12 protein-coding genes are annotated in these 19,778 nt (G+C 68.9%); 4 read left to right on the top strand and 8 right to left on the bottom strand.

The genetic code is table 11. From position 1 onward, the window contains the following. The first annotated feature begins 225 nt into the window (after positions 1 to 225). A complete protein-coding gene (locus Q0Z44_RS08160) occupies positions 226 to 6,303 on the top strand; it encodes an excinuclease ABC subunit UvrA (RefSeq protein WP_298011674.1) in 6,078 nt (2,025 codons plus the stop codon). 38 nt (positions 6,304 to 6,341) lie between these two features. Here the strand turns inward: Q0Z44_RS08160 and Q0Z44_RS08165 are convergent, their stop codons facing one another. The 7 genes from Q0Z44_RS08165 to Q0Z44_RS08195 form a co-directional block, all read right to left on the bottom strand. Beyond that, positions 6,342 to 7,898 (bottom strand): EAL domain-containing protein, encoded by a 1,557-nt coding sequence (locus Q0Z44_RS08165; protein WP_298011675.1) that lies wholly within the window; start codon positions 7,896 to 7,898, stop codon positions 6,342 to 6,344. Then, a complete protein-coding gene (locus Q0Z44_RS08170) occupies positions 7,898 to 8,446 on the bottom strand; it encodes a GAF domain-containing protein (protein WP_298011676.1) in 549 nt (182 codons plus the stop codon). The genes Q0Z44_RS08165 and Q0Z44_RS08170 overlap by 1 nt, the downstream gene beginning before the upstream one ends. A gap of 98 nt (positions 8,447 to 8,544) precedes the next feature. Further along, positions 8,545 to 9,528 (bottom strand): AEC family transporter, encoded by a 984-nt coding sequence (locus tag Q0Z44_RS08175; RefSeq protein ID WP_298011678.1) that lies wholly within the window; start codon positions 9,526 to 9,528, stop codon positions 8,545 to 8,547. A 59-nt stretch (positions 9,529 to 9,587) separates the two neighbouring features. After that, positions 9,588 to 10,229, bottom strand: coding sequence for a protein-methionine-sulfoxide reductase heme-binding subunit MsrQ (locus Q0Z44_RS08180; RefSeq protein WP_298011680.1), 642 nt, complete (start codon positions 10,227 to 10,229; stop codon positions 9,588 to 9,590). Between the two features lie 24 nt (positions 10,230 to 10,253). Beyond that, the gene (gene msrP, locus Q0Z44_RS08185; protein WP_298011681.1) at positions 10,254 to 11,267 is read right to left on the bottom strand and encodes a protein-methionine-sulfoxide reductase catalytic subunit MsrP; all 1,014 of its coding nucleotides are present in this window, start codon (positions 11,265 to 11,267) and stop codon (positions 10,254 to 10,256) included. Positions 11,268 to 11,312: 45 nt separating this feature from the next. Continuing rightward, complete coding sequence (locus Q0Z44_RS08190; RefSeq protein ID WP_298011682.1) at positions 11,313 to 12,707, bottom strand: MBL fold metallo-hydrolase; 1,395 nt, start codon at positions 12,705 to 12,707, stop codon at positions 11,313 to 11,315. Positions 12,708 to 12,815: 108 nt separating this feature from the next. Further along, positions 12,816 to 15,458, bottom strand: a complete 2,643-nt coding sequence (locus tag Q0Z44_RS08195; RefSeq protein ID WP_298011683.1) for a DNA topoisomerase III — start codon at positions 15,456 to 15,458, stop codon at positions 12,816 to 12,818. A gap of 144 nt (positions 15,459 to 15,602) precedes the next feature. Between Q0Z44_RS08195 and Q0Z44_RS08200 the strand changes: the two genes are divergently transcribed. The 3 genes from Q0Z44_RS08200 to Q0Z44_RS08210 are packed head-to-tail and all read left to right on the top strand — an operon-like array spanning position 15,603 to position 17,744. After that, positions 15,603 to 16,121: an SET domain-containing protein gene (locus Q0Z44_RS08200; protein WP_298011684.1), complete on the top strand. Its 519-nt coding sequence runs from the start codon at positions 15,603 to 15,605 to the stop codon at positions 16,119 to 16,121. 3 nt (positions 16,122 to 16,124) lie between these two features. Next, the gene (locus tag Q0Z44_RS08205) at positions 16,125 to 17,021 is read left to right on the top strand and encodes a biotin--[acetyl-CoA-carboxylase] ligase (protein ID WP_298011685.1); all 897 of its coding nucleotides are present in this window, start codon (positions 16,125 to 16,127) and stop codon (positions 17,019 to 17,021) included. A 12-nt stretch (positions 17,022 to 17,033) separates the two neighbouring features. Then, positions 17,034 to 17,744: an SPOR domain-containing protein gene (locus Q0Z44_RS08210; RefSeq protein WP_298011686.1), complete on the top strand. Its 711-nt coding sequence runs from the start codon at positions 17,034 to 17,036 to the stop codon at positions 17,742 to 17,744. Here Q0Z44_RS08210 and Q0Z44_RS08215 read toward each other — a convergent pair. Beyond that, positions 17,714 to 19,594: a S8 family serine peptidase gene (locus Q0Z44_RS08215; protein WP_298011687.1), complete on the bottom strand. Its 1,881-nt coding sequence runs from the start codon at positions 19,592 to 19,594 to the stop codon at positions 17,714 to 17,716. The genes Q0Z44_RS08210 and Q0Z44_RS08215 overlap by 31 nt on opposite strands. Positions 19,595 to 19,778 lie beyond the last annotated feature (184 nt).

A 19,778-nucleotide genomic window follows, 5' to 3' on the forward strand; every position in this document is an offset into this window, starting at 1 on the left:
GTTCTCCCAGAGGTCAGTGGCGCCGAATCGGCCCCATGAGTGACATTGTCGAGACACCAACAGGGACTACGCCACCCCCCAATTGACAATATCCCGCTTGTCTCCCCGCGAACACGGGGGCAATTTGCGCCCCTTGCACGGAACTTCGGACGATGTCCCTCCCCCGGTCAGGAGAGGGGAGAGGTCCCTAGAATGTTTGCGCCCCCCAGCCAACAGGCCCACACCATGTCTGATATCCGCATCCGCGGTGCCCGCCAGCACAACCTCAAGAACCTCGACCTCGACATCCGCACGGGTGAGCTGACGGTCGTGACCGGGCCCAGCGGTTCCGGCAAGTCGTCGCTGGTGTTCGACACGCTCTATGCCGAGGGGCAGCGCCGGTACGTGGAGACCTTCAGCGCCTACGCGCGGCAGTTCCTCGACCGCATGGACCGCCCTGCCGTGGACCGGGTGGAAGGGGTGCCGCCGGCCATTGCCATCGACCAGACCAACCCGGTGCGGACCTCCCGCTCGACCGTGGGCACGATGACGGAGCTGAACGACCACCTGAAGTTGCTGTTCGCCCGGGGAGCGCAGTTGTTCGACCAGGACACGGGCCAGCTGGTGCGCGAAGACACGCCGCAATCGGTGTTCGACGAACTGCTGCGTCGTTGCAGCGCCACCGAGGGCGGCCGGCGCGTGGTCGTGACCTTCGCGGCCGAACTGCCGGCCAACACCAGCACCGAGCAGATGGAGGAGTGGCTGTCGGCCAGCGGTTTCTCGCGGGTGCAGGCCCAGCGGGTGGTGAAGGCCAGCAGCCTGCCGTCAGCAGCATTGGTGGCGGGCCAGGCGCGTGCCACGGCCGCACTGGATGACGCCGATGCCCCGAAGAAAAAGCCGGCGGCCAAGAAAGCGGCGGCGAAGAAGACCGCCAAAAGTGAAGCCGACGCGCCCGGGTCCGACGAGCGCCTGGTGCTCGACGTGGTGGTCGACCGCTTCCGCATCGGCGCCGACCCGAGCGGGGCCGACCTCGACCGTCCCCGCGTGATGGAGGCGCTGGAAGTGGCCTTCAAGCGCGGCAGCGGCCACATCACCGTCTATGCATTGACCGACGACGAGCCTGAGCTGTGGCGCTTCTCGGCCGGCCTGCACTGCCCGGACAGCCACCGCCGCTACAGCACGCCGCAGCCGGGCATGTTTTCGTTCAACTCAGCCGCAGGCGCCTGCCCCACCTGCCGGGGTTTCGGCCGCGTCATCGGCGTGGACTGGGGCCTCGTCATCCCGGATGCGAAGAAGACGCTGCGGGGCGGCGCGATCAAGCCGCTGCAGACGCCCGCCTGGGCCGAGTGCCAGAACGACCTCATCAAGTACGCGGGCGATGCCGGCGTGCCGCGCGACACGGCCTGGTCGCAGATGAGCGCCGAGCACAAGCACTGGGTGCTGGAAGGCGACCCGGACTGGAAGGGCAACTGGAACAAGCAGTGGTATGGCATCCGCCGCTTCTTCGAGTACCTGGAAAGCAAGGCCTACAAGATGCACATCCGCGTGCTCTTGTCGAAGTACCGAAGCTACACGCCCTGCCCCACCTGCGAGGGCGCGCGCCTGCAGCTGGAATCGCTGCTGTGGCGCCTGGGCTCGAGGGCCGATGCCGACGCGGTGCTGCTGCCCGGCAAGCGTTTCAGCCCCAAGGGGCTGCCGCTGCAGCGCGAGGCCTTCGAAGCCCTGCCCGGCCTGAACCTGCACGACCTGATGCTGCTGCCGATTGACCAGCTGCAGCGCTTCTTCAGCTTCGTGACGCTGGCCAACCGGGGCGACAACGAGGCCCTGGCCCTGCTGCTCGACGAGATCCGCACGCGCCTGAAGTACCTGGTCGATGTGGGCCTGGGCTACCTCACGCTCGATCGGCAAAGCCGCACGCTCTCGGGCGGCGAGGTGCAGCGCATCAACCTGACCACGGCGCTGGGCACCTCGCTGGTCAACACCCTCTTCGTGCTCGACGAGCCCTCGATCGGCCTGCACCCGCGCGACATGGACCGCATCAACCTGGCCATGCAGCGCCTGGTCGATGCCGGCAACACGCTGGTGGTGGTCGAGCACGACCCCGCCGTGATGCTGGCCGCCGACCGCGTGATCGACATGGGCCCCGGTCCGGGCCACCAGGGTGGGCGGATCGTGTTCGATGGCTCACCGGATGAGCTCAAGCGCGCCGAAACGCTGACCGGTGCTTACCTCGGTGCGCGTCGCACCATCGGCATCGGCAAGCGCCGCCCGGTGGAGGAGAACACGCCGAAGCTGATCCTGCAGGGCGCCCGCGAGCACAACCTGAAGAACCTGAACGTCGACTTCCCGCTGCAGCGGCTGGTGGGCGTCACCGGCGTGAGCGGTTCGGGCAAGTCCTCGCTGATCCAGGACATCCTGCACCCCGCGCTGCTGCGTCACTTCGGCCAGGCCACCGAGAGCCCGGGCGAGCACGATGACCTGTTGGGGGCCGACTGGCTCAGTGGGGTGAGCTTTGTCGATCAATCGCCCATTGGCAAGACGGCGCGCTCGAACCCGGCCAGCTATGTGGGCGCCTTCGATGCCGTGCGCACGCTGTTCGCGACCACGCCGCTGTCCCGCGAGCGCTCGTACACCGCCGGCACCTTCAGCTTCAACGCGGGCAATGGCCGCTGCCCGACCTGCGGCGGCTCTGGCTTCGAGCACGTCGAAATGCAGTTCCTGAGCGACGTGTACCTGCGCTGCCCGGATTGCGACGGAACCCGCTTCCGCGCCGAGGTGCGCGAGGTGCAGATCGAGCGACTGAACAAGAAGCTCAGCATCTCGGACGTGCTGGAACTGACCGTGGCCGAGGCCGTGCGCCTGTTCGCGCAGGATGTGGACGTGGTGCGTGCGCTGCAGCCGCTGGCCGATGTGGGCCTGGACTACGTGAAGCTGGGGCAGCCGGTGCCGACGCTGTCGGGCGGTGAGGCACAGCGCCTGAAGCTGGCCGGCCACCTGGTGGAAGCCGCCGCGCAGATGAGCAAGAGCGGCCAGCGCACCGCGCGCAAGGGCACCCTCTTTCTGTTCGACGAGCCGACCACCGGCCTGCACTTCGACGACATCGCCAAGCTGATGCGCGCCTTCGGTAAGCTGCTGGACGCCCGCAACAGCATCATCCTGATCGAGCACAACCTGGACGTGATCCGGGCCTGCGACTGGCTGATCGAGCTGGGCCCCGAAGGCGGCGATGCCGGCGGGCAGATCGTGGCCACGGGCGCGCCGGAAAGGCTGAAGCTGGGCCGCACCCACACCGCCGTGGCGCTGCGTGAGTATGAACAGGCGCTGGGCCTGAAGGACGAAACAGGCTCATCCGATGAGCCTTCAAAACCCACCGCCCCCACCAAGGCGAAGGGGCGCGGCAAGCCGGCGCCGGCCGGCGAGACCGCAGCGACCCCAGCCGCGCCCAACCGCGTCATGGTGCCCGCGGCCAACGACAGCACCGCCCTGCTCGCCGCCGAAGCCACGCCCACCTACGCGCTGGCCGCCAGCGACGACGGCGTCTCGCTGCAAGCCCTCATCAAGGCCCGCCGCGAACAACGCCGTGCGGCGGCCGCCAAGGCCCCGGGCCACGATGCCATCGAGGTCGTCAACGCCCACGAGCACAACCTCAAGGGCCTGAGCGTGCACATCCCGCGTGGCAAGTTCAACGTGGTCACGGGCGTGTCGGGCTCGGGCAAGTCGACGCTCGCCTTCGACATCCTGTTCAACGAAGGCCAGCGCCGCTACCTGGAATCCCTCAACGCCTACGCGCGCTCGCTGGTGCAACCGGCCGGCCGGCCCGAGGTCGATGCGGTCTACGGCATCCCGCCCACCGTGGCCATCGAGCAGCGCCTGTCGCGCGGCGGGCGCAAGTCCACCGTGGGCACCACCACCGAGGTGCACCACTTCCTGCGCCTGCTGTACGTCAAGCTCGGCGTGCAGCACTGCCCCTGCTGTGTCGACGCCAACGGCCATCCCATCCCGGTGCTGCCGCAGACCCCCGAGGCCATCGCCGCCCAATGGGTGCGGGATCACCGCGGCCAGCACATCGGCCTGATGGCGCCGCTGGTCGTCAACCGCAAGGGTATCTACACCGAGCTGGCCAAGTGGGCCGCCGGCAAGGGCTTCACGCACCTGCGGGTCGATGGCGAGTTCCTGCCCGTCGCGGGCTGGGGCACGGCCAAGGGCCCGAAGATCGACCGCTACCGCGAGCACACCATCGAACTGCCGGTGGGCGACGTCGTCGTCACGCCCGAGAACGAAGGCCGCCTGCGCGAGTTGCTGGCCAGCGCGCTGGAACACGGCAAGGGCGTGGTGCACCTGATCACCGGGCTCGATGGCCTGGCCGATGCGCTGGCCACGGGCAAATCGACGCTGCACATGGGCCGCGTGAAGGTGTTCTCCACGCAGCGCGCCTGCCCGAGCTGCGGCACCAGCTTCCCCGAGCTCGACCCGCGCCTGTTCAGCTACAACAGCAAGCATGGCTGGTGCCCCGATTGCGTGGGCACCGGGCTGGCGCTGACGCGCGAGCAGCGCCTGGCGCTGGATGACTCGCAACAGGACGACAACCGCGGCCGCGAACAGACCTTTGCCGAGCCCGAGGTCGAGGACGTGGAAGACGTCGAATGCGGCACCTGCCACGGTGCGCGCCTGAACGCGGTGGCGCGCGCGGTGCAACTGCGCGGCGACTCGATTGCCGATGTGTCGGCGCTGGCCGTGAAGGACGCGCGCAAGTGGGCCGAGAAGCTCAAGCTTGATGGCCGCGAGGCCACGATCGCGCGTGACATCGTCAGCGAGATCAAGTCGCGCCTGGCCTTCATGGAGCAGGTGGGCCTGGGCTACCTCAGCCTGGACCGCGCCGCGCCCACGCTCTCGGGCGGCGAGGCCCAACGCATCCGCCTGGCGGCGCAACTGGGCAGCAACCTGCAGGGCGTGTGCTACGTGCTGGACGAGCCGACCATCGGCCTGCACCCGCGCGACAACCAGCTGCTGCTCGATGCCCTGCACACGCTGGGCAAGGAAGGCAACACCCTGGTTGTCGTCGAACACGACGAGGACACCATCCGCCGTGCCGAGCACGTCATCGACATCGGCCCGGGCGCCGGCGTGCGCGGCGGCACGGTGGTGGCCCAGGGCACGGTGGCCGACATCATGGCCTCGGCCGATTCAGTCACGGGCCGCTGCCTGCGGGCACCGATGGTGCACCCGTTGCGGCGCGATGAAGAAGGCCAGCCCCTGCCGCGCCGTGCCATCGCGGCCGACACCCCGCTGCTGACGGTGAAGAAGGCCCGGCTGCACAACCTCGACCAGGTCACGGTGGAGGTGCCGTTGCACCGCCTGGTGGCCGTCACCGGCGTGTCGGGCTCGGGCAAGTCCACCCTGGCGCGCGACGTGTTGCTGGCTAACGTGCAGGCCGCCGTCGCCATTGCACCCAAGGCCCGCGCCACCACCCGGCCCACGTGGCATGGGTGCGAAGGCATCGACGGCTGGGGCCTCGTCGACCGCGTGCTCGAAGTCGACCAGACGCCGATCGGCAAGACGCCACGCTCATGCCCGGCCACCTACATCGGCTTCTGGGACACGATCCGCAAGCTGTTTGCCGACACGCTGGAAGCGCGCGCGCGCGGCTGGGGCCCGGGTCGCTTCAGCTTCAACACCGGCGAAGGCCGCTGCCCCGATTGCGAAGGCCAGGGCATCCGCACCATCGAAATGGCCTTCCTGCCCGACGTGAAGGTGCACTGCGACACCTGCAACGGCATGCGCTTCAACCCCGAAACGCTGGCGGCCACCTGGCGCGGCAAGCACATCGGCGATGTGTTGAAGATGGAGGTGGACGAGGCGGTCGAGTTCTTCGCCTCGATGCCGTCGATCGCGCACCCGCTGAAGCTGCTGCAGGACGTGGGCCTGGGCTACCTCACGCTGGGTCAGCCCTCACCGACGCTGTCGGGCGGCGAGGCGCAGCGCATCAAGCTGGTGACCGAGCTAAGCAAGGTGCGCGACGACATCACCCGCCGCGGCCAGAAGGCCCCGCACACGCTGTACGTGCTGGATGAACCGACGGTGGGCCTGCACATGGCCGACGTGGAGCGGCTCATCAAGGTGCTGCACCGCCTGGTCGACGGCGGCCACAGCGTGGTGGTGATCGAGCACGACCTCGACGTCATCGCCGAGGCCGACTGGATCGTCGACATGGGCCCGGAGGGCGGCTCCGGGGGCGGGAAGGTGGCGGCACTCGGCACGCCGGATCAGGTCGTGGCCAGCCGCTCGCACACGGGGTTGGCGCTCAAGGGTGTGCTGCAGCGGTGACGGCAGCCGTGTGACCCGCCTCGCCTGCCTCGCCCGGGTCAGTGCAGGCGGTCGGCACGCAACGCGCCGGCCGATTGACGCAACCAGGCCGACACCTGCGCGGGCGGCAGGGCCGGCGCCAGCCAGTCGCCCTGACCGAGCAGGCAGCCACCCGCTTGGAGCACCTCGATCTGGCCAGGCGACCCGACCCCCTTGGCCACCACCGCCAGGCCCAGGTTGTGCGACAGGGTCACCATCGCATTCACGATGCGCGCGCAGGCCCGGTCATGCTCCATCGCCTGCACCAGCGTCGCGTCCACCCGCACGCCATGGATGGACGGCAGCGACAGCATCGGGATCGACGACAAGGCCGCGCCCATGTCGTCCAGCACCAGCCGCACCCCGAGCGCATGCAGGCCGCTGACCACCTCGCGGTGATCCTGCATCACCAGCATGGCCGATTCATGAAAGACCAGCTCCAGCTCGTCGGATGGCAAGGCGCTCTCGCTCAATGCATGAGCCACCAGGTCGACGAAGGCAGACGACATGAGCTGCGAGTTCCGGATCGGCACCGACACCGGCACGCCCTGCCCGCCCCGTCGGAGCGCGGCCGCGAACCCGCATGCCTCACGCAGCACCCAGGCGTCCAGTGCGTCGCGCAGGCCGGCCTCTTCCGCCACATGGGCCCAGCGCGTGGCGGTCAGCACCTCGGCGCCCTCGGTGGGCCAGCGCAGCTGGGCGTCCAACGCCACCACCATGCCGTCCTCATCCAGCGACATCACGGGCTGGTAGACCAGGCTCAAGCTGCGGGGCTGCGCCAGTTCGCGCGCCAGGGCCTCGGCCGCCGCACGCTGTGCAGCATGGCGCTGAGCCAGGGCGGGCATGTGCACCGCGAGCGGCCCGCGCCCGTGCGTGTACGCCATGGCGCCGAGCGCCGGATTGAGCAGGCTGTCGATGCGCGCGAAGGCGGCCTGCCCGATGGCCAGGCCAGCGCGGGGCTCGAGTCGGACGCTGTGGTGACGAGCGACACTCACCGGGCATTGCAGCGCGTCCAGCAGCGCCTGGGCTTGCAGCACCGCATCCCCGCCTGCCTGCCATGCCAGCACCCAGCCACCGCCCCCGTCGTGCGAGGCCACCATGCCGGCCGAAGCCGGCAGGCACTGCCGCAGCAACGCCAGGACGACGCCCGGCACGGCCGCCGCGACCTCGGCGGGCAGGGTGTCCCGCAAGAAGGCGTGGCGCTCGATCTGGATCGTCATGACCGCGAGGTGGGCCCCACCGCCGCCCGCATCGGCCACCGACACCGGCGAGATCGCACAGGGACCGGGCGCCCGGTCCAGCGGCGACACGGCCGTGCCATCGACCAGGAGCACGACCGGCGTGTGCCAGGCATCCTGGATGGCCTGCATCACCGCTGAGGCGCCGGGATCGACCAGCAGCGGCTGCTCGACCAGCACCAGGTCCGCGCGGCCTTCGGGCAGCACGGGCAGAACCTGCTCGATCTGGCTGACCTGGCCGGTCACCTGCAGACGCGCGCCCGCGTCGGGCCCGAAGCTGGCCAGCGCCTCCTGCGCGTCCAGCCCCACCAGCACGACAGGAAATCGGCCTCCCGACATCAACCGGTGTTCCGAGCCTGTCCCAGGCGCATCTGCAGCGCCTGCATCGCCAGCTGCCCGAGGTCTTCCATGGCTGCGAGCTGATCGGCCCGCAGCCGGTGCGGGCGGTTGTCCACCACACAGAGGGTGCCCACGGGCTGGCCCTCGCACAGCAGCGGCACCCCGGCATAGAAGCGCACGTGCGGCGGCCCGATCACCAGCGGGTTGTGCACAAAGTGCGGGTCAGCGTGGGCATCGTGCACCTCGAACACGCGCTCGGACGCAATGGCCCGGGCACAGAACGAGAAGTCGTTGTGAGACTCGCCGCCTTGCGGCAGCCCCACTGCTGCCTTGAACCACGTGCGCCGCGCATCCACCAGGCCAATCGCCCCGATCGGACAGCCCGTCACGGTGACAGCGAGACGGGTCAGGGCATCGAAAGTCGCCTCGGGGGGCGTGTCAAGCAGAGCCAGTGCACGCAACACCGCCAGCCGCTGGCCATCGTGCACGATGGGCGGGGCGCAGTGAACCAATTGCGCGAGGGCGTCGGAGGCGGGGGACTGCAGCATGCGGGTCTCGAGGGGCAAGGGATCCGAAACAGCCTGTTAAAAGATCATAAACGCCCTTGCGCCACCCAAATCGGGCTCTCTTCGAGCACCCCTTCACGTTATACGGCCTGCTTCACCCCCAGCACGGCACACCATCCGAGCAGGGTCAGCACGGACCCGGCCGTGGTCCAGAGAATGATCCGGGCGATCAAGCCGGTGTCGGCGCCTTCGCGCTCGGCCAGCATCGACACATTGGCCGCGGCGGGCAGCGCTGCGGCCAGGGTGACCGCCACAAGCCCCATCTCGGACAGGGGATGGCCCATGGCCTGCAGCGCCCGCCCCATGCCCCACACCAGCGCCGGGTGCACGGCCAACTTCAGGCTCACCGGGATCAGGAGCCCGCTCAGGCGGGGTGCCCGTGCACTCGGCTGGGCCCTCGCCGGCATCTGCGCCCGCGCCACGATGGCCCCGAGGGTGAACAAGGCCGCCGGGGTGGCGGCCTGCCCCAGCAGGCGCAACGTGTCGTCCACCGGCGTGGGCACCACCCAGCCCAGGGCCCCGCACGTGATGCCGGCCGCCATGGCCTGAAGCAACGGATTGCGCAGCGCACCGCGCAAAGAAGCACGCAAGGAGGCCAGGGCGTCGCCGCCGCCTTCCGCACCGGCGTGGATCCAGGCCACGCAGCACGAGCAGGTCAGGATGACGTCGACCAGCAGCGTCGCCGCCACCGGGCCCGCGGCACCCGGGCCGAGCAGGCCGGTGAGCAGCGGCAGCCCGAGAAAACCGGTGTTGGGAAAGGCCGCCACCAGGGCCGCCATGCCGGCATCCCGCCGGTTCATTCCGTAGCGCACGGACCAGACCAGCCCCGCCACGGTCACCACCGCGCTCGACAACGCGTACACGGCCAGCAGCCCCCACACCGGCCCCGCCTGCAGACGCCCACCTGCCCCCAGTCGGAACAGCAAGGCCGACAGCGCAAAGTACAGCACGAAGACCATCAGGGCGCCGATGCCCTCGACCGGCAGCAGGCCCTTGCGCGCGGCCACCCAGCCGATCAGCACCAGCGCAAAGAACGGCAACAGCAGCGACAGCAAGGACCCCATGCGGGCATTGTCACGGCAAGCGCCGGCCGCGACAGCGGGCTCCGGCCACGGCCGCGCGCTCAGCGCACACGCCACATCGCCAGGATGCCCCCGCGGCGCATCACGCGCCAGCCGAACAGCACGGCCAGGATGACGGCGTAGACCAGAACCTCATCGGTGTCGTTCTTGGCGGCCTTCTTAAGGTAGAAGTGCAGCAGGCCCAGCATGGCCACCACGTAGGTCAGCCGATGCAGCCACTGCCAGCGCCGCCCGCCCAGCGCCCGCACGGCGGCATTGAACGAGGTCAGCGCCAGCGGCAGCATCACGACAAAGGCCAGCATGCCGACCAGGATGAAGTTGCGCTTGAAGACGTCGCGCACGATGTCGTCCAGCGCCCAGCCCTTGTCGAAGCCGGCATAGGACAGCAGATGCAGCACCGCGTAGACGAATGTCGTGACGCCCAGCGTGCGCCGGAAGCGCACCAGGGCGGGCAGCGAGGCCAGCTCACGCAGGGGTGTGATGGCCAGCGTCAGCCACAGCCAGCGCAGGGCCCATTCGCCCGTCTCGCGGATCAGTTTCTCGGCCGGGTTGGCCCCCAGCGAGCCGACCATGGCGCCCACCAGCAGCGCGATGGCGGGCACCGCACACACGGCCCACAGCAAGGGCTTCATCCAGGGGCGAACCAGCCAGGCGTTCAGAAAGGACAGCGGGGGCGCAGGCATGACAGACATGGGCAGACAGGCAGTTCAGTAGTTCTTCTTGAGGTCCAGGCCAGCATACAACTGCCCCACCTGGGCCTCATAGCCGTTGAACATCAGCGTAGGCTTGCGGGGGGCGAACAGCCCCCCTTCGCCGATGCGTCGCTCGGTGGCCTGGCTCCAGCGCGGGTGGTCCACCCTGGGGTTCACGTTCGAGTAGAAGCCGTACTCCTGCGGGTTGGCCTTGACCCAGCTGGGCGTGACCGGCTTCTCGGTGAACTGAATCCGCACGATGGACTTGGCGCTCTTGAAGCCGTACTTCCAGGGCACGACCAGCCGCACGGGCGCGCCATTCTGATTGGGCAGCACCTCGCCGTACAGGCCGAAAGCCAGCAGCGTGAGCGGATGCATGGCCTCGTCGATGCGCAGGCATTCCACATAGGGCCAGTCGAGCACGCGCGACTGCACGCCCGGCATCTGCTTCGCATCGGCCAGGGTGTAGAACGACACAAACTTGGCGCGGCTGGTGGGCTCGACGCGCCCGGCCAGTGCCGAGAGCGAAAACCCGATCCATGGGATCACCATGGACCAGCCCTCGACACAGCGCAGGCGGTAGATGCGCTCTTCCATCGGGGCCGTGCGCATCAGGTCTTCCAGCGCCAACCGCTGCGGCTTGCCGACCTCGCCATCCACCAGCACCGACCACGGCCGGGGCCTAAGCGTGTGCGCATGCTCGGCCGGATCGCCCTTGTCGGTGCCGAACTCGTAGAAGTTGTTGTAGCTGGTGATGTCCTCGTACGAGGTGGCCTTGTCCATCACGAGCGCACCCGGCACGGCGCTGCGCGCAGCCGGCAGGGCCGCCGCCTTGCCGGGCCGCTTCACAGCCGATGCGGGGCCCTGCGCCAGCGCGGCACCACCCACCGCAACGCCCGCCACACCGGCCAGACCCTGCAACAGACGGCGCCGGTCGGCGTAGATGGCCTGTGGCGTGACCTCCCGCTCGGGCAGCACGAAGCCGCTGTCAGGATGCAGTCGGTGGTGACGGGTGCGGATGAAGGACATGGCAGGCTCCACGACGGGGACGCCGCGAACCTTACACCCTCGGCGTCAGGACCGGGCCGCTGGGGCTTTTGCCGCGCGCACGCGCACCAGCTCGGCCGTGTCCCGGTAGTCCGGCACGCTCGCTGCCCAGCCGAGTTCTTCCTCGATGCGCAGGCGCAAGGTGTCGGCGGCAGTCGCCTCGCCATGCACCACGTACACGTGCTTCGGCTCCTTGCCCAGGTGCTTCAGCCACTTCAGCAGGCCGCGCTGGTCGGCATGGGCCGACAGCCCTTCGATCTGCGTGACCTCGGCACGGATGGGCACGTACTCACCGAAGATCTTGAGCGAGGTGGCGCCCGCCACCAGCGAGGCCCCCCGGGTGCCACCCGCCTGGAAACCGCTCAGCACGATGGCATTGCGCGGCTGCGGCCCGAAGTGCGAGATGTGGTGGAGCGCCCGGCCGCCCGTCAGCATGCCGCTGCCGGCAATGATCACCATGGGATAGCGCTGCCGCATCAGCGCCTGCGATTCGGCAACGTCGCGCACGAAGCGCGTCATCTCCTGGATGCCCTGACACTCTTCCGGCGTCAGGCGGTGCTGGTCCATGTGACGGCGGTAGAGCTCCGTGGCCGAGATGGCCATCGGGCTGTCGAGCACGACCGGCAACTTCGGGATCGCGCCGGCCTCGCGCAGGCGGTAGAGCGAATACAGCAGACTCTGTGTTCGCCCCACGGCAAAGGCCGGGATGATGACCGTGCCGCCGCGCGCCGCGGTACGCCGGATCACATCGCCGAGCACCTCGATGGCATCGACGTCGGCATGCAGTCGATCGCCATAGGTTGACTCGACCACCACCCAGTCGGCCATCTGGCCGTTGGCCGGCGGCAGCATCACCAGGTCGTCATCACGCCCCAGGTCGCCGGAGAACAGCACCGACTTGCCCTTGTGCTCGATGGCGATGCTGCTCGCGCCCAGGATGTGTCCGGCCGGCGTGAAGCGCACCTTCACGCCACCCTCGAGCGCCACCACCGCATGGGCATCGACCCGCTTCAGGTGCTGGATGGCCTTCTTCGCATCGCGCACGGTGTAGAGCGGCTTGGCCGGCGAATGCTTCGTCGCCGCGTGGCGATTGCGGTAGCGCGCTTCCTCTTCCTGCAGGTGGGCCGTGTCCTGCATGAGGATTTCGGCCAGATCGGCCGTGGCAGCCGTCGTCCACACCGGGCCCTTGAAGCCATCGCGGTACAGCGCGGGCAGCATGCCGCTGTGGTCGATGTGCGCGTGCGTCAGCAGCACGGCGTCCAGGCTGGCCGGGTCGAACGGGAAGCCGGCCCAGTTGCGCTCGCGCAGCGTCTTGAAACCCTGGAACAGGCCGCAGTCCACCAGCAGCCTGAGGCCGCCCACTTCAACCAGCGTCTTGGAACCGGTGACGGTGGCGTTCGCCCCGTAGAAAGTCATGCGCATCGGTGCTCTCCGTTGAATCATTCAACGCTAGCACAGCGACGCGCCGGTGACCTTGCCACACATCGCACCGCGCGCTCGCTACGCCGGGCGATGTGTGGCGCGCGCCACTCAGGCAGCCTTGCGGGCCGGAGCCTTCTTGGCCGCTGCACGCGGCGCACGCGGCTCGAACTCGAAGCCGACCTTTCCGGCCTTGGCATCCCAGCTCAGGAAGGCCTTGAACTTGCGCCGCGTCTTGTTCGACACGAAGTTCTCGAGCAGGTCGGTCTTGCCGGTTTCCAGCAGCTTGCCGAACTGCTCCGGCGTGATGGGTTGCTGCAGGATGACCTTGCCGCTCTTGAAGTCGCACTTGCCCTTGGCTGCGCCCAGGGTGTTTTCACACACGTAGTTGGTGCCGTGCTCGTAGACGCTGCCGCCGCACTTCGGACAGGCGCCCAGCGTGGTGGCGTTGCTGAAGTCCACGGCCTCGCCCGACTCCTCTTCCTTCTTCGCGTCTTCGCCGAAGTCGAACTCCATCTTCCAGTTGTTGAGCTCGGCGTCCTTGACGAGCTTGAGCTCGGCGGTGAAGGGCCAGCCCGCCTTCGAGCGGAAGCCTTCCAGCGGGCCCAGCTTGTGCTCGCGCAGCAGCTGCTCCACCTCGTGCAGCTCGAAGCTGCGGCCCGCCGGGATCTTGGTCATGCTGAAGCCGCAACCAGTCTGGCCTTCGGCATCACCGCCACCCTTGCCGGTGCAGGTGAAGCGGCGGTAGTTCTCCTTCACGACGCCGCCGCAGTTCGGGCACGGCGTGCTCAGCGTGGCGTAGTCGCCCGGGATGGTGTCGCGGTCGTATTCCTTGGCCTTCTGCACCACGCGCTGCGTCATGCTCGCGATCTCGGCCATGAAGGCCTCGCGGCTCAGGCGCCCGCGCTCCATCTCCGAGAGCTTGTGCTCCCAGTTGCCGGTCAGCTCGGGCTTGGTCAGGTCTTCCACGCCCAGGCCGCGCAGCAGCGTCATCAGCTGGAAGGCCTTCGCGGTAGGGATCAGCTCCCGGCCCTCGCGGATCATGTACTTCTCGGTCAGCAGGCCTTCGATGATGGCGGCGCGCGTGGCCGGCGTACCGAGGCCCTTCTCCTGCATCGCAGCCTTCAGCTCCTCGTCGTCGATCAGCTTGCCCGCGCCTTCCATGGCGCTCAGCAGCGTCGCTTCCGAGTAGCGGGCGGGCGGTTTGGTCTTCAGGGCATTGACGACGACGTCTTCGTTGCGCACGGCCTCGCCCGGCTGCACGGCCACCAGCGTGGTGTCGTCGCCCTCTTCCGCGGCTTCCTTGCCGTACACGGCCAGCCAGCCTGGTTTGACCAGCACCTTGCCGTTGGTCTGGAAGTGGTGCGTCTTGCCGGCCGCCGGAATCTTCGTGATGCGGGTGGTGACCATGAACTCGGCCGCCGGGTAGAACACCGCGATGAAGCGCTTGACCACCATGTCGTACAGCTTGGCCTCGGCCTCGGTCAGGCTCTTGGGCGTCTGCATCGTCGGGATGATGGCGAAGTGGTCCGACACCTTGGCGTTGTCGAACACGCGCTTGTTGGGCTTGATGTAGCCGTCGTTGACCGCCTTGCGGGCGTGCTGGGCCAGCTCGCGCAGCGGGCCGGGCAGGTCCTCGTCGGCGATCATGCCCATCGTCTGCTGGACCACGCTCACATAGTCTTCCGGCAGCGCGCGCGAATCGGTACGCGGGTAGGTCAGCACCTTGTGCTTTTCATACAGCGCCTGCGCCAGGCCCAGCGTGGTCTTGGCGCTGAAGCCGAAACGCGAGTTGGCCTCGCGCTGCAGCGTGGTCAAGTCGTACAGCAACGGGCTCGACTGGCTGCTTGGCTTGGCCTCTTCCGTCACCGTGCCGGTCTGGCCGCGCACGGCATCGGCAATGGCCTGCGCCTCGGCGGCGCTCCAGACGCGGTCGGCGCGGAACTCGGCCTCGGCCGAACCCTCGGCTGCCGCCTTGTCCTTCTTGAAGTCCGGGTTGAACCACTTGCCGTCGTAAGTGCCGGCGGCCGCGTCGAACGTGCCCTTGATTTCCCAGTAATCGCGGTAGACGTGCTTGCGGATCTTCTCTTCGCGCTCGACCACGATGGACAGCGTCGGCGTCTGCACGCGGCCCACGGTGGTCAGGAAGAAGCCGCCATCGCGCGAGTTGAACGCCGTCATCGCCCGCGTGCCGTTGATGCCCACCAGCCAGTCGGCCTCCGAGCGGCAACGCGCGGCGCTGGCCAGCGGGGTCATCTGCTCGTCGGTGCGCAGGGCTTCGAAGCCGTCGCGGATGGCGGCCGGCGTCATGCTCTGCAGCCACAGGCGCTTGACGTCCTTGCCCAGGCCCTTGGCCTTGGTGGTGGCCGTGCTGTCCTGCGCGTACTGCACGATCAGGCGGAAGATCAGCTCACCCTCGCGCCCCGCGTCACAGGCGTTGATCAACGTGGTGACGTCCTTGCGCTTGATGAGCTTGACCAGGGCGTTCAGGCGCCCCTTGCTCTTGTCGATCGGGTTCAGATCGAAATGCGGCGGGATGACCGGCAGGTTGGCGAAGCTCCACTTGCCGCGCTTGACGTCGAACTCTTCCGGCGCCTTGATCTCGACCAGGTGACCCACGGCCGAGCTGACGACATAGTGCTCGGACTCGAAGTATTCGTCGTGCTTCTCGAACTTGCCGTCCACGGGCGTCAGCGCCCGCACGATGTCCTGTGCGACCGACGGCTTCTCTGCAATGACCAGGGCTTTGCTCATGGGCGTGTTTATATCTTCACTCAGCCTCGACGTTGGAGGCAGGGTTCCGTTCTTACAATCGGGCCTCGCGCGCACGTGCACACGTACGTACACGTGCACACACGCACGCGCGCGCCCACCAATTCAATGTAACCAAAAAGGCCGATGACGCAAGCCGCCACCAAGCCCCACCCTGCCGCCCGCACGGCCCCCAGCAGCGCACGGGCCACGGCCAGCCGTCGCACCCAGGTCCGGGACTCCGGCGTCCACGGCAAGGGGGTGTTCGCGGTGCGGCCCCTCAGGGCAGGCGAGCGGGTCCTCGAGTACAAGGGCGAGATCATCACTTGGGAAGAGGCCCTCGATCGCCATCCCCATGATCCCGAGCAGCCCAATCACACCTTCTACTTCCACCTTGACGACGGCCATGTCATCGACGGCAAGTACCAGGGCAACTCGGCCAAGTGGATCAACCATTCGTGTGCGCCCAACCTCGAAGCAGAGCAGGTCGGCAACCGGGTCTTCCTGAACGCCTTGCGCGACATCGAACCCGGTGAAGAGCTCTTCTTCGACTACGGCCTGATCATCAATGCCCGCATGACGGCCAAGCTGAAGAAGGAGTACGCCTGCTGGTGCGGCAGCCCCGCGTGCCGGGGCACGATGCTGGCGCCCAAGCGCCGCCGCTGACGCATGACCGAAACCGATCAGGCTGGGCTGGACGCCGCCGTGACGGACCTGAATGCGGCCGCCGAACAGATCTGGATGGCGTGCCAGGCCGATTGGCCCGGCCTGTCGGTCGAGGTGCAGCCCGAGCTGGCGTCCACCAACACCACCCTCATGGCCCGCGCCGACGAGGCGGAGCCCGGCCCCGTTCTGCTGACTGCGGCCAGCCAGACCGCCGGGCGGGGCCGACAGGGCCGGCAGTGGGCCGCCCGCGCGGGTGACAGCCTGGCTTTCTCGCTCGGGCTCCCCGTGGCGCTGGACGCGATTCCGGGCGGCGGCAGCGCCCTGTCGCTTGCCGTCGGTCTGGCGGTGGCCGAAGCGCTCGACGCACTGCGTGCGGAACGCGCGCGATCCACGGGCCTCGGTGCACCGCAGCCGCTGGGCCTCAAGTGGCCGAACGACCTGTGGCTGGAAGGCCGCAAGCTCGGGGGCATCCTGATCGAAGCGCGCAGCGGGGCCCATCTGCCACACGGGTACCGTTGGCTCGTGATCGGCGTGGGCCTGAATGTGCGGGCTGCCGTGCTGCCCGGCACCGCCTGCGTGGCCGAGGGCCTGCCCGCCTCCGCACGACCGACCGCGGGTGAGGCCTGGACGGCCGTGGCCCCCGCGCTGCTGCAAGGCGTGCGGGCCTTCGTCCGGCATGGCTTTGCATCACTGCAGGCCGCCTATGCCGAGCGTGACGTGCTGGCCGGCCAGCCTGTGGCCTTGTGGACACGCCCCGGCGCCGATCCGCTCGCCGACGCACCGCACGCCTCCGGCATCGCCACCGGCGTGGATGGGCACGGGGCCTTGCTCGTGCATACTGACGCCGGACTTCGCGCGTGGTCCAGCGGCGACGTCACAGTCCGCCCTCACGCCTCCTGACACCTCCACCCCATGCTGCGCTCCCTGGTGCTGATCCTGCTGCTTGTCAACGCCGCCTTCTTCGCGTGGACGCAGGGCTGGCTGAATGAGGTTGTCGGCATCCGGCCCGATGGGCAGCGCGAGCCCCAGCGTCTGACGCAGCAAAAGGCAGCCAGCCAGCTGATCGTGGTGACGCCCGAACCCGCCGAAGCGCCCCGCAGCGCACCGGCGGTCTCACCGGCCAGCGAACCGGCGTCGGCCGTTGTGGCGTCGGCCAGCGAAGCCGACGCCATCCGCTGTTTGGAGGCCGGCCCCTTCCCTGCCACCCAGCGCACCCAACTCGAAGCGCTGCTGCGGCCGGTGCTGCCAACCACAGCACGGCAGATCGACACCGTCACGGTGCAGGGGCTGTGGATGGTCTACATGGGGCCGTACGCAGACAATGACGCGCTCGGGCGCAAGCAGGACGAACTGCGGCGCATTCGGGGCATCACGTTCGAGCCCGTTCGCTCCCCCGCCAGCCTGGCTCCGGGTCTCTCACTGGGCCGCTACACCACGCAGGCCGACGCAGAAGCCGCGCTGGAGCGCATCCGGCTGCGCGGCATCCGCACGGCCCGCACCGTGACGCTGCGACCCGCCAGCGAACTGCTCGTGGTGCGTGTGCCACGCGCATCGGGCCCCGACCAGCAAGCGCTGGCCGCGCTCACACTTCCTCAGAACCGCGGCTTCGCCGCCTGCCGCTGAGATCGCCGCCCGGTGCTCGCGGCCAGTGCCAGCAAGGCAGCCCAAGCCAGCGACCACCCGGTCGTCATCGAGCCACCGCCTGATCCGCCCGTGCGCGGCGGCGGGGTCTGCAAACGCGGCGGCACGAACCAACTCGCGGTGACAGCGGTCTCGGGCGCCTCTCGGGCCCCCACGGCGTCAACCCGACCTGCCGCCCAAAGCACAGCTTTTTCGGCATCCAGCACGCCGCTGCCGCAGGTGGTCGTGTCGCAATAACAGTTCTGCTGAGGCTGACCAGCCGAACACACGGTAGAGAACCCCGGCACGCTGCCCGTCGCCACGTGGGGCCGCAGTCCGCCGGTTGGCCCGGGATCGGTCAACACCGCGTGCAATTCATCGACGGTGATCGACGGATCTAACGCCAGCATCATGGCCGCCACCCCGGCCGCCATGGGCGCGGCGAAACTGGTGCCGGCGGCATAGACGGCGCTCGGCCTCGCACTGCCACCTTCACCGGAATACCCAGGCAGCAACAGGTAGTCGGCATACGCCACGTCCTCTGGTCGCCGCTCTCCCGAAGCCACGGCCAGTCCACTGGTCGTCTGGTTGGCATAGTGAGCCTTCAGGCCGCGCTTGCTCAGGCCCGTCACGGCCAGCACGCCGGCGCAGTTGGCGGGCCGGCTCGCAGCGCCCGCACCCGTCACGAAATCGCCATTGCCCGCCGAGGCCACGATCAGCGCCCCCTTGCTGCGCACGGCGGCAATGGCCTGCCGGTACAGCCACGCAGCATCGCGGTCGCTGTTGGCGCCCGTGCAGGTGCCATCCCCGCCAAAGCTCAGGTTGATGACACGGGCCGGCGCCGGATTCACGAGCGGCTCGCCCTGGTAGCGTACGCCGGCTGCCCACAGAAGCCCCTCGATCACGTCCATGACCGAGGCCCCACAGCTGCCGCTCACCCGCACCGGCAGCACCAGCGGCCCACCCGCTCGCCCCTGTCCAAGCTGGGGCAGCATGCCCACCACGCCAAGGGTGTTTCCACTGTCCAGTGCCTTCGGCATGGCGCCCAGCATGCCCGCGATGGTGGGGCCGTGCCACGTGCTCCCGTGCGCGCTGCAGACCTCCGCGGGATACAGGGGCGGATCACGCGCAATCTCGAGCGACGTCAGCTGGTCACCCTCGTCTCGCGGGTCCGGATCGAGGCCATCGCCGTCTTTGGCGTACGCCGCCTCGCTGACGAAGTCGTAGCCCGCGAACCAGCGGCCCGCGAGGCCAGGAATATCACGCCGGCCGGAGTCCAGCACGGCGACCACGACCGGGTACAGCGCCCGCCCTGCAAGCTGATCCCAGGCTCCGCGGACGTTGGCCACCCCCTCCAGGCCGCTCGTGGGCCTTGCCATCCACCACTGCTGCAGGGCAAACGTGTCGGTCAATGGGGAGGCCAGCGCGGGCGCCGTGTGCGGCGTCGGCAAGGCGGCGGCCGTCACGCGTTCATTGACGATGACCCATTCGACATCCGGGTCCGCGCGCCAACGCGCCGCCTCGCGCTCGGCTTCGGCGCGCGTCATGAGGCGCTGGGGGTTGACCACATGGGCGCCAAATGCCGTCGCCCTGCGTGCCAGCAGCGGCACCTGCCGCCGTTGCGCCACGGCTCTCAGTCGGGCGGCCTGAAGGCGATCCGGCTCCGCGGTACGCTGCGTGGCCGCCAGCCGAACCACCGAGGCCGGCGCGCCCTGCTCCCGCAACTTCACCACCAGCCCCGCAGCCCCCGCCGCATCGGCCGGCGCGACTGCTGCAGCACCCCATGCGGTGGCCCCCGCCCATCCCAGTGCCCCGACAAGCATGGCACGCGCCACATCGCGAACGCGTGACACCCCCAGCGATCTCCACCGCAACAGCCTGCTCACATCGGCCCCCAAATTCGAAAAGCCGCGATTATGTCGCAGTGCCCCGTAGGTTGCGCCCTGGGGCAGGCCGTCGAAACACATGGGCACAAATCGAGACAGATGCCCCATGAAAAAGGCCCCTTTCGGGGCCTTTGGACACATGAGCGAGCGA

Origin of the sequence: uncultured Aquabacterium sp. (assembly GCF_947366995.1) — a bacterium.
Taxonomy (GTDB): Bacteria; Pseudomonadota; Gammaproteobacteria; order Burkholderiales; family Burkholderiaceae_C; genus Aquabacterium.

Excerpts from the sequence above, each read along its gene's own strand:
- Q0Z44_RS08160 (WP_298011674.1), top strand. The coding sequence starts at position 226 with ATGTCTGATATCCGCATCCGCGGTGCCCGCCAGCACAACCTCAAGAAC.
- Q0Z44_RS08200 (WP_298011684.1), top strand. The coding sequence starts at position 15,603 with ATGACGCAAGCCGCCACCAAGCCCCACCCTGCCGCCCGCACGGCCCCC.
- Q0Z44_RS08210 (WP_298011686.1), top strand. The coding sequence starts at position 17,034 with ATGCTGCGCTCCCTGGTGCTGATCCTGCTGCTTGTCAACGCCGCCTTC.
- Q0Z44_RS08165 (WP_298011675.1), bottom strand. The coding sequence starts at position 7,898 with ATGTCGGGAGGCCGATTTCCTGTCGTGCTGGTGGGGCTGGACGCGCAG.
- Q0Z44_RS08180 (WP_298011680.1), bottom strand. The coding sequence starts at position 10,229 with ATGCCTGCGCCCCCGCTGTCCTTTCTGAACGCCTGGCTGGTTCGCCCC.
- Q0Z44_RS08195 (WP_298011683.1), bottom strand. The coding sequence starts at position 15,458 with ATGAGCAAAGCCCTGGTCATTGCAGAGAAGCCGTCGGTCGCACAGGAC.
- Q0Z44_RS08170 (WP_298011676.1), bottom strand. The coding sequence starts at position 8,446 with ATGCTGCAGTCCCCCGCCTCCGACGCCCTCGCGCAATTGGTTCACTGC.
- Q0Z44_RS08190 (WP_298011682.1), bottom strand. The coding sequence starts at position 12,707 with ATGCGCATGACTTTCTACGGGGCGAACGCCACCGTCACCGGTTCCAAG.
- Q0Z44_RS08205 (WP_298011685.1), top strand. The coding sequence starts at position 16,125 with ATGACCGAAACCGATCAGGCTGGGCTGGACGCCGCCGTGACGGACCTG.
- Q0Z44_RS08175 (WP_298011678.1), bottom strand. The coding sequence starts at position 9,528 with ATGGGGTCCTTGCTGTCGCTGCTGTTGCCGTTCTTTGCGCTGGTGCTG.
- msrP (WP_298011681.1), bottom strand. The coding sequence starts at position 11,267 with ATGTCCTTCATCCGCACCCGTCACCACCGACTGCATCCTGACAGCGGC.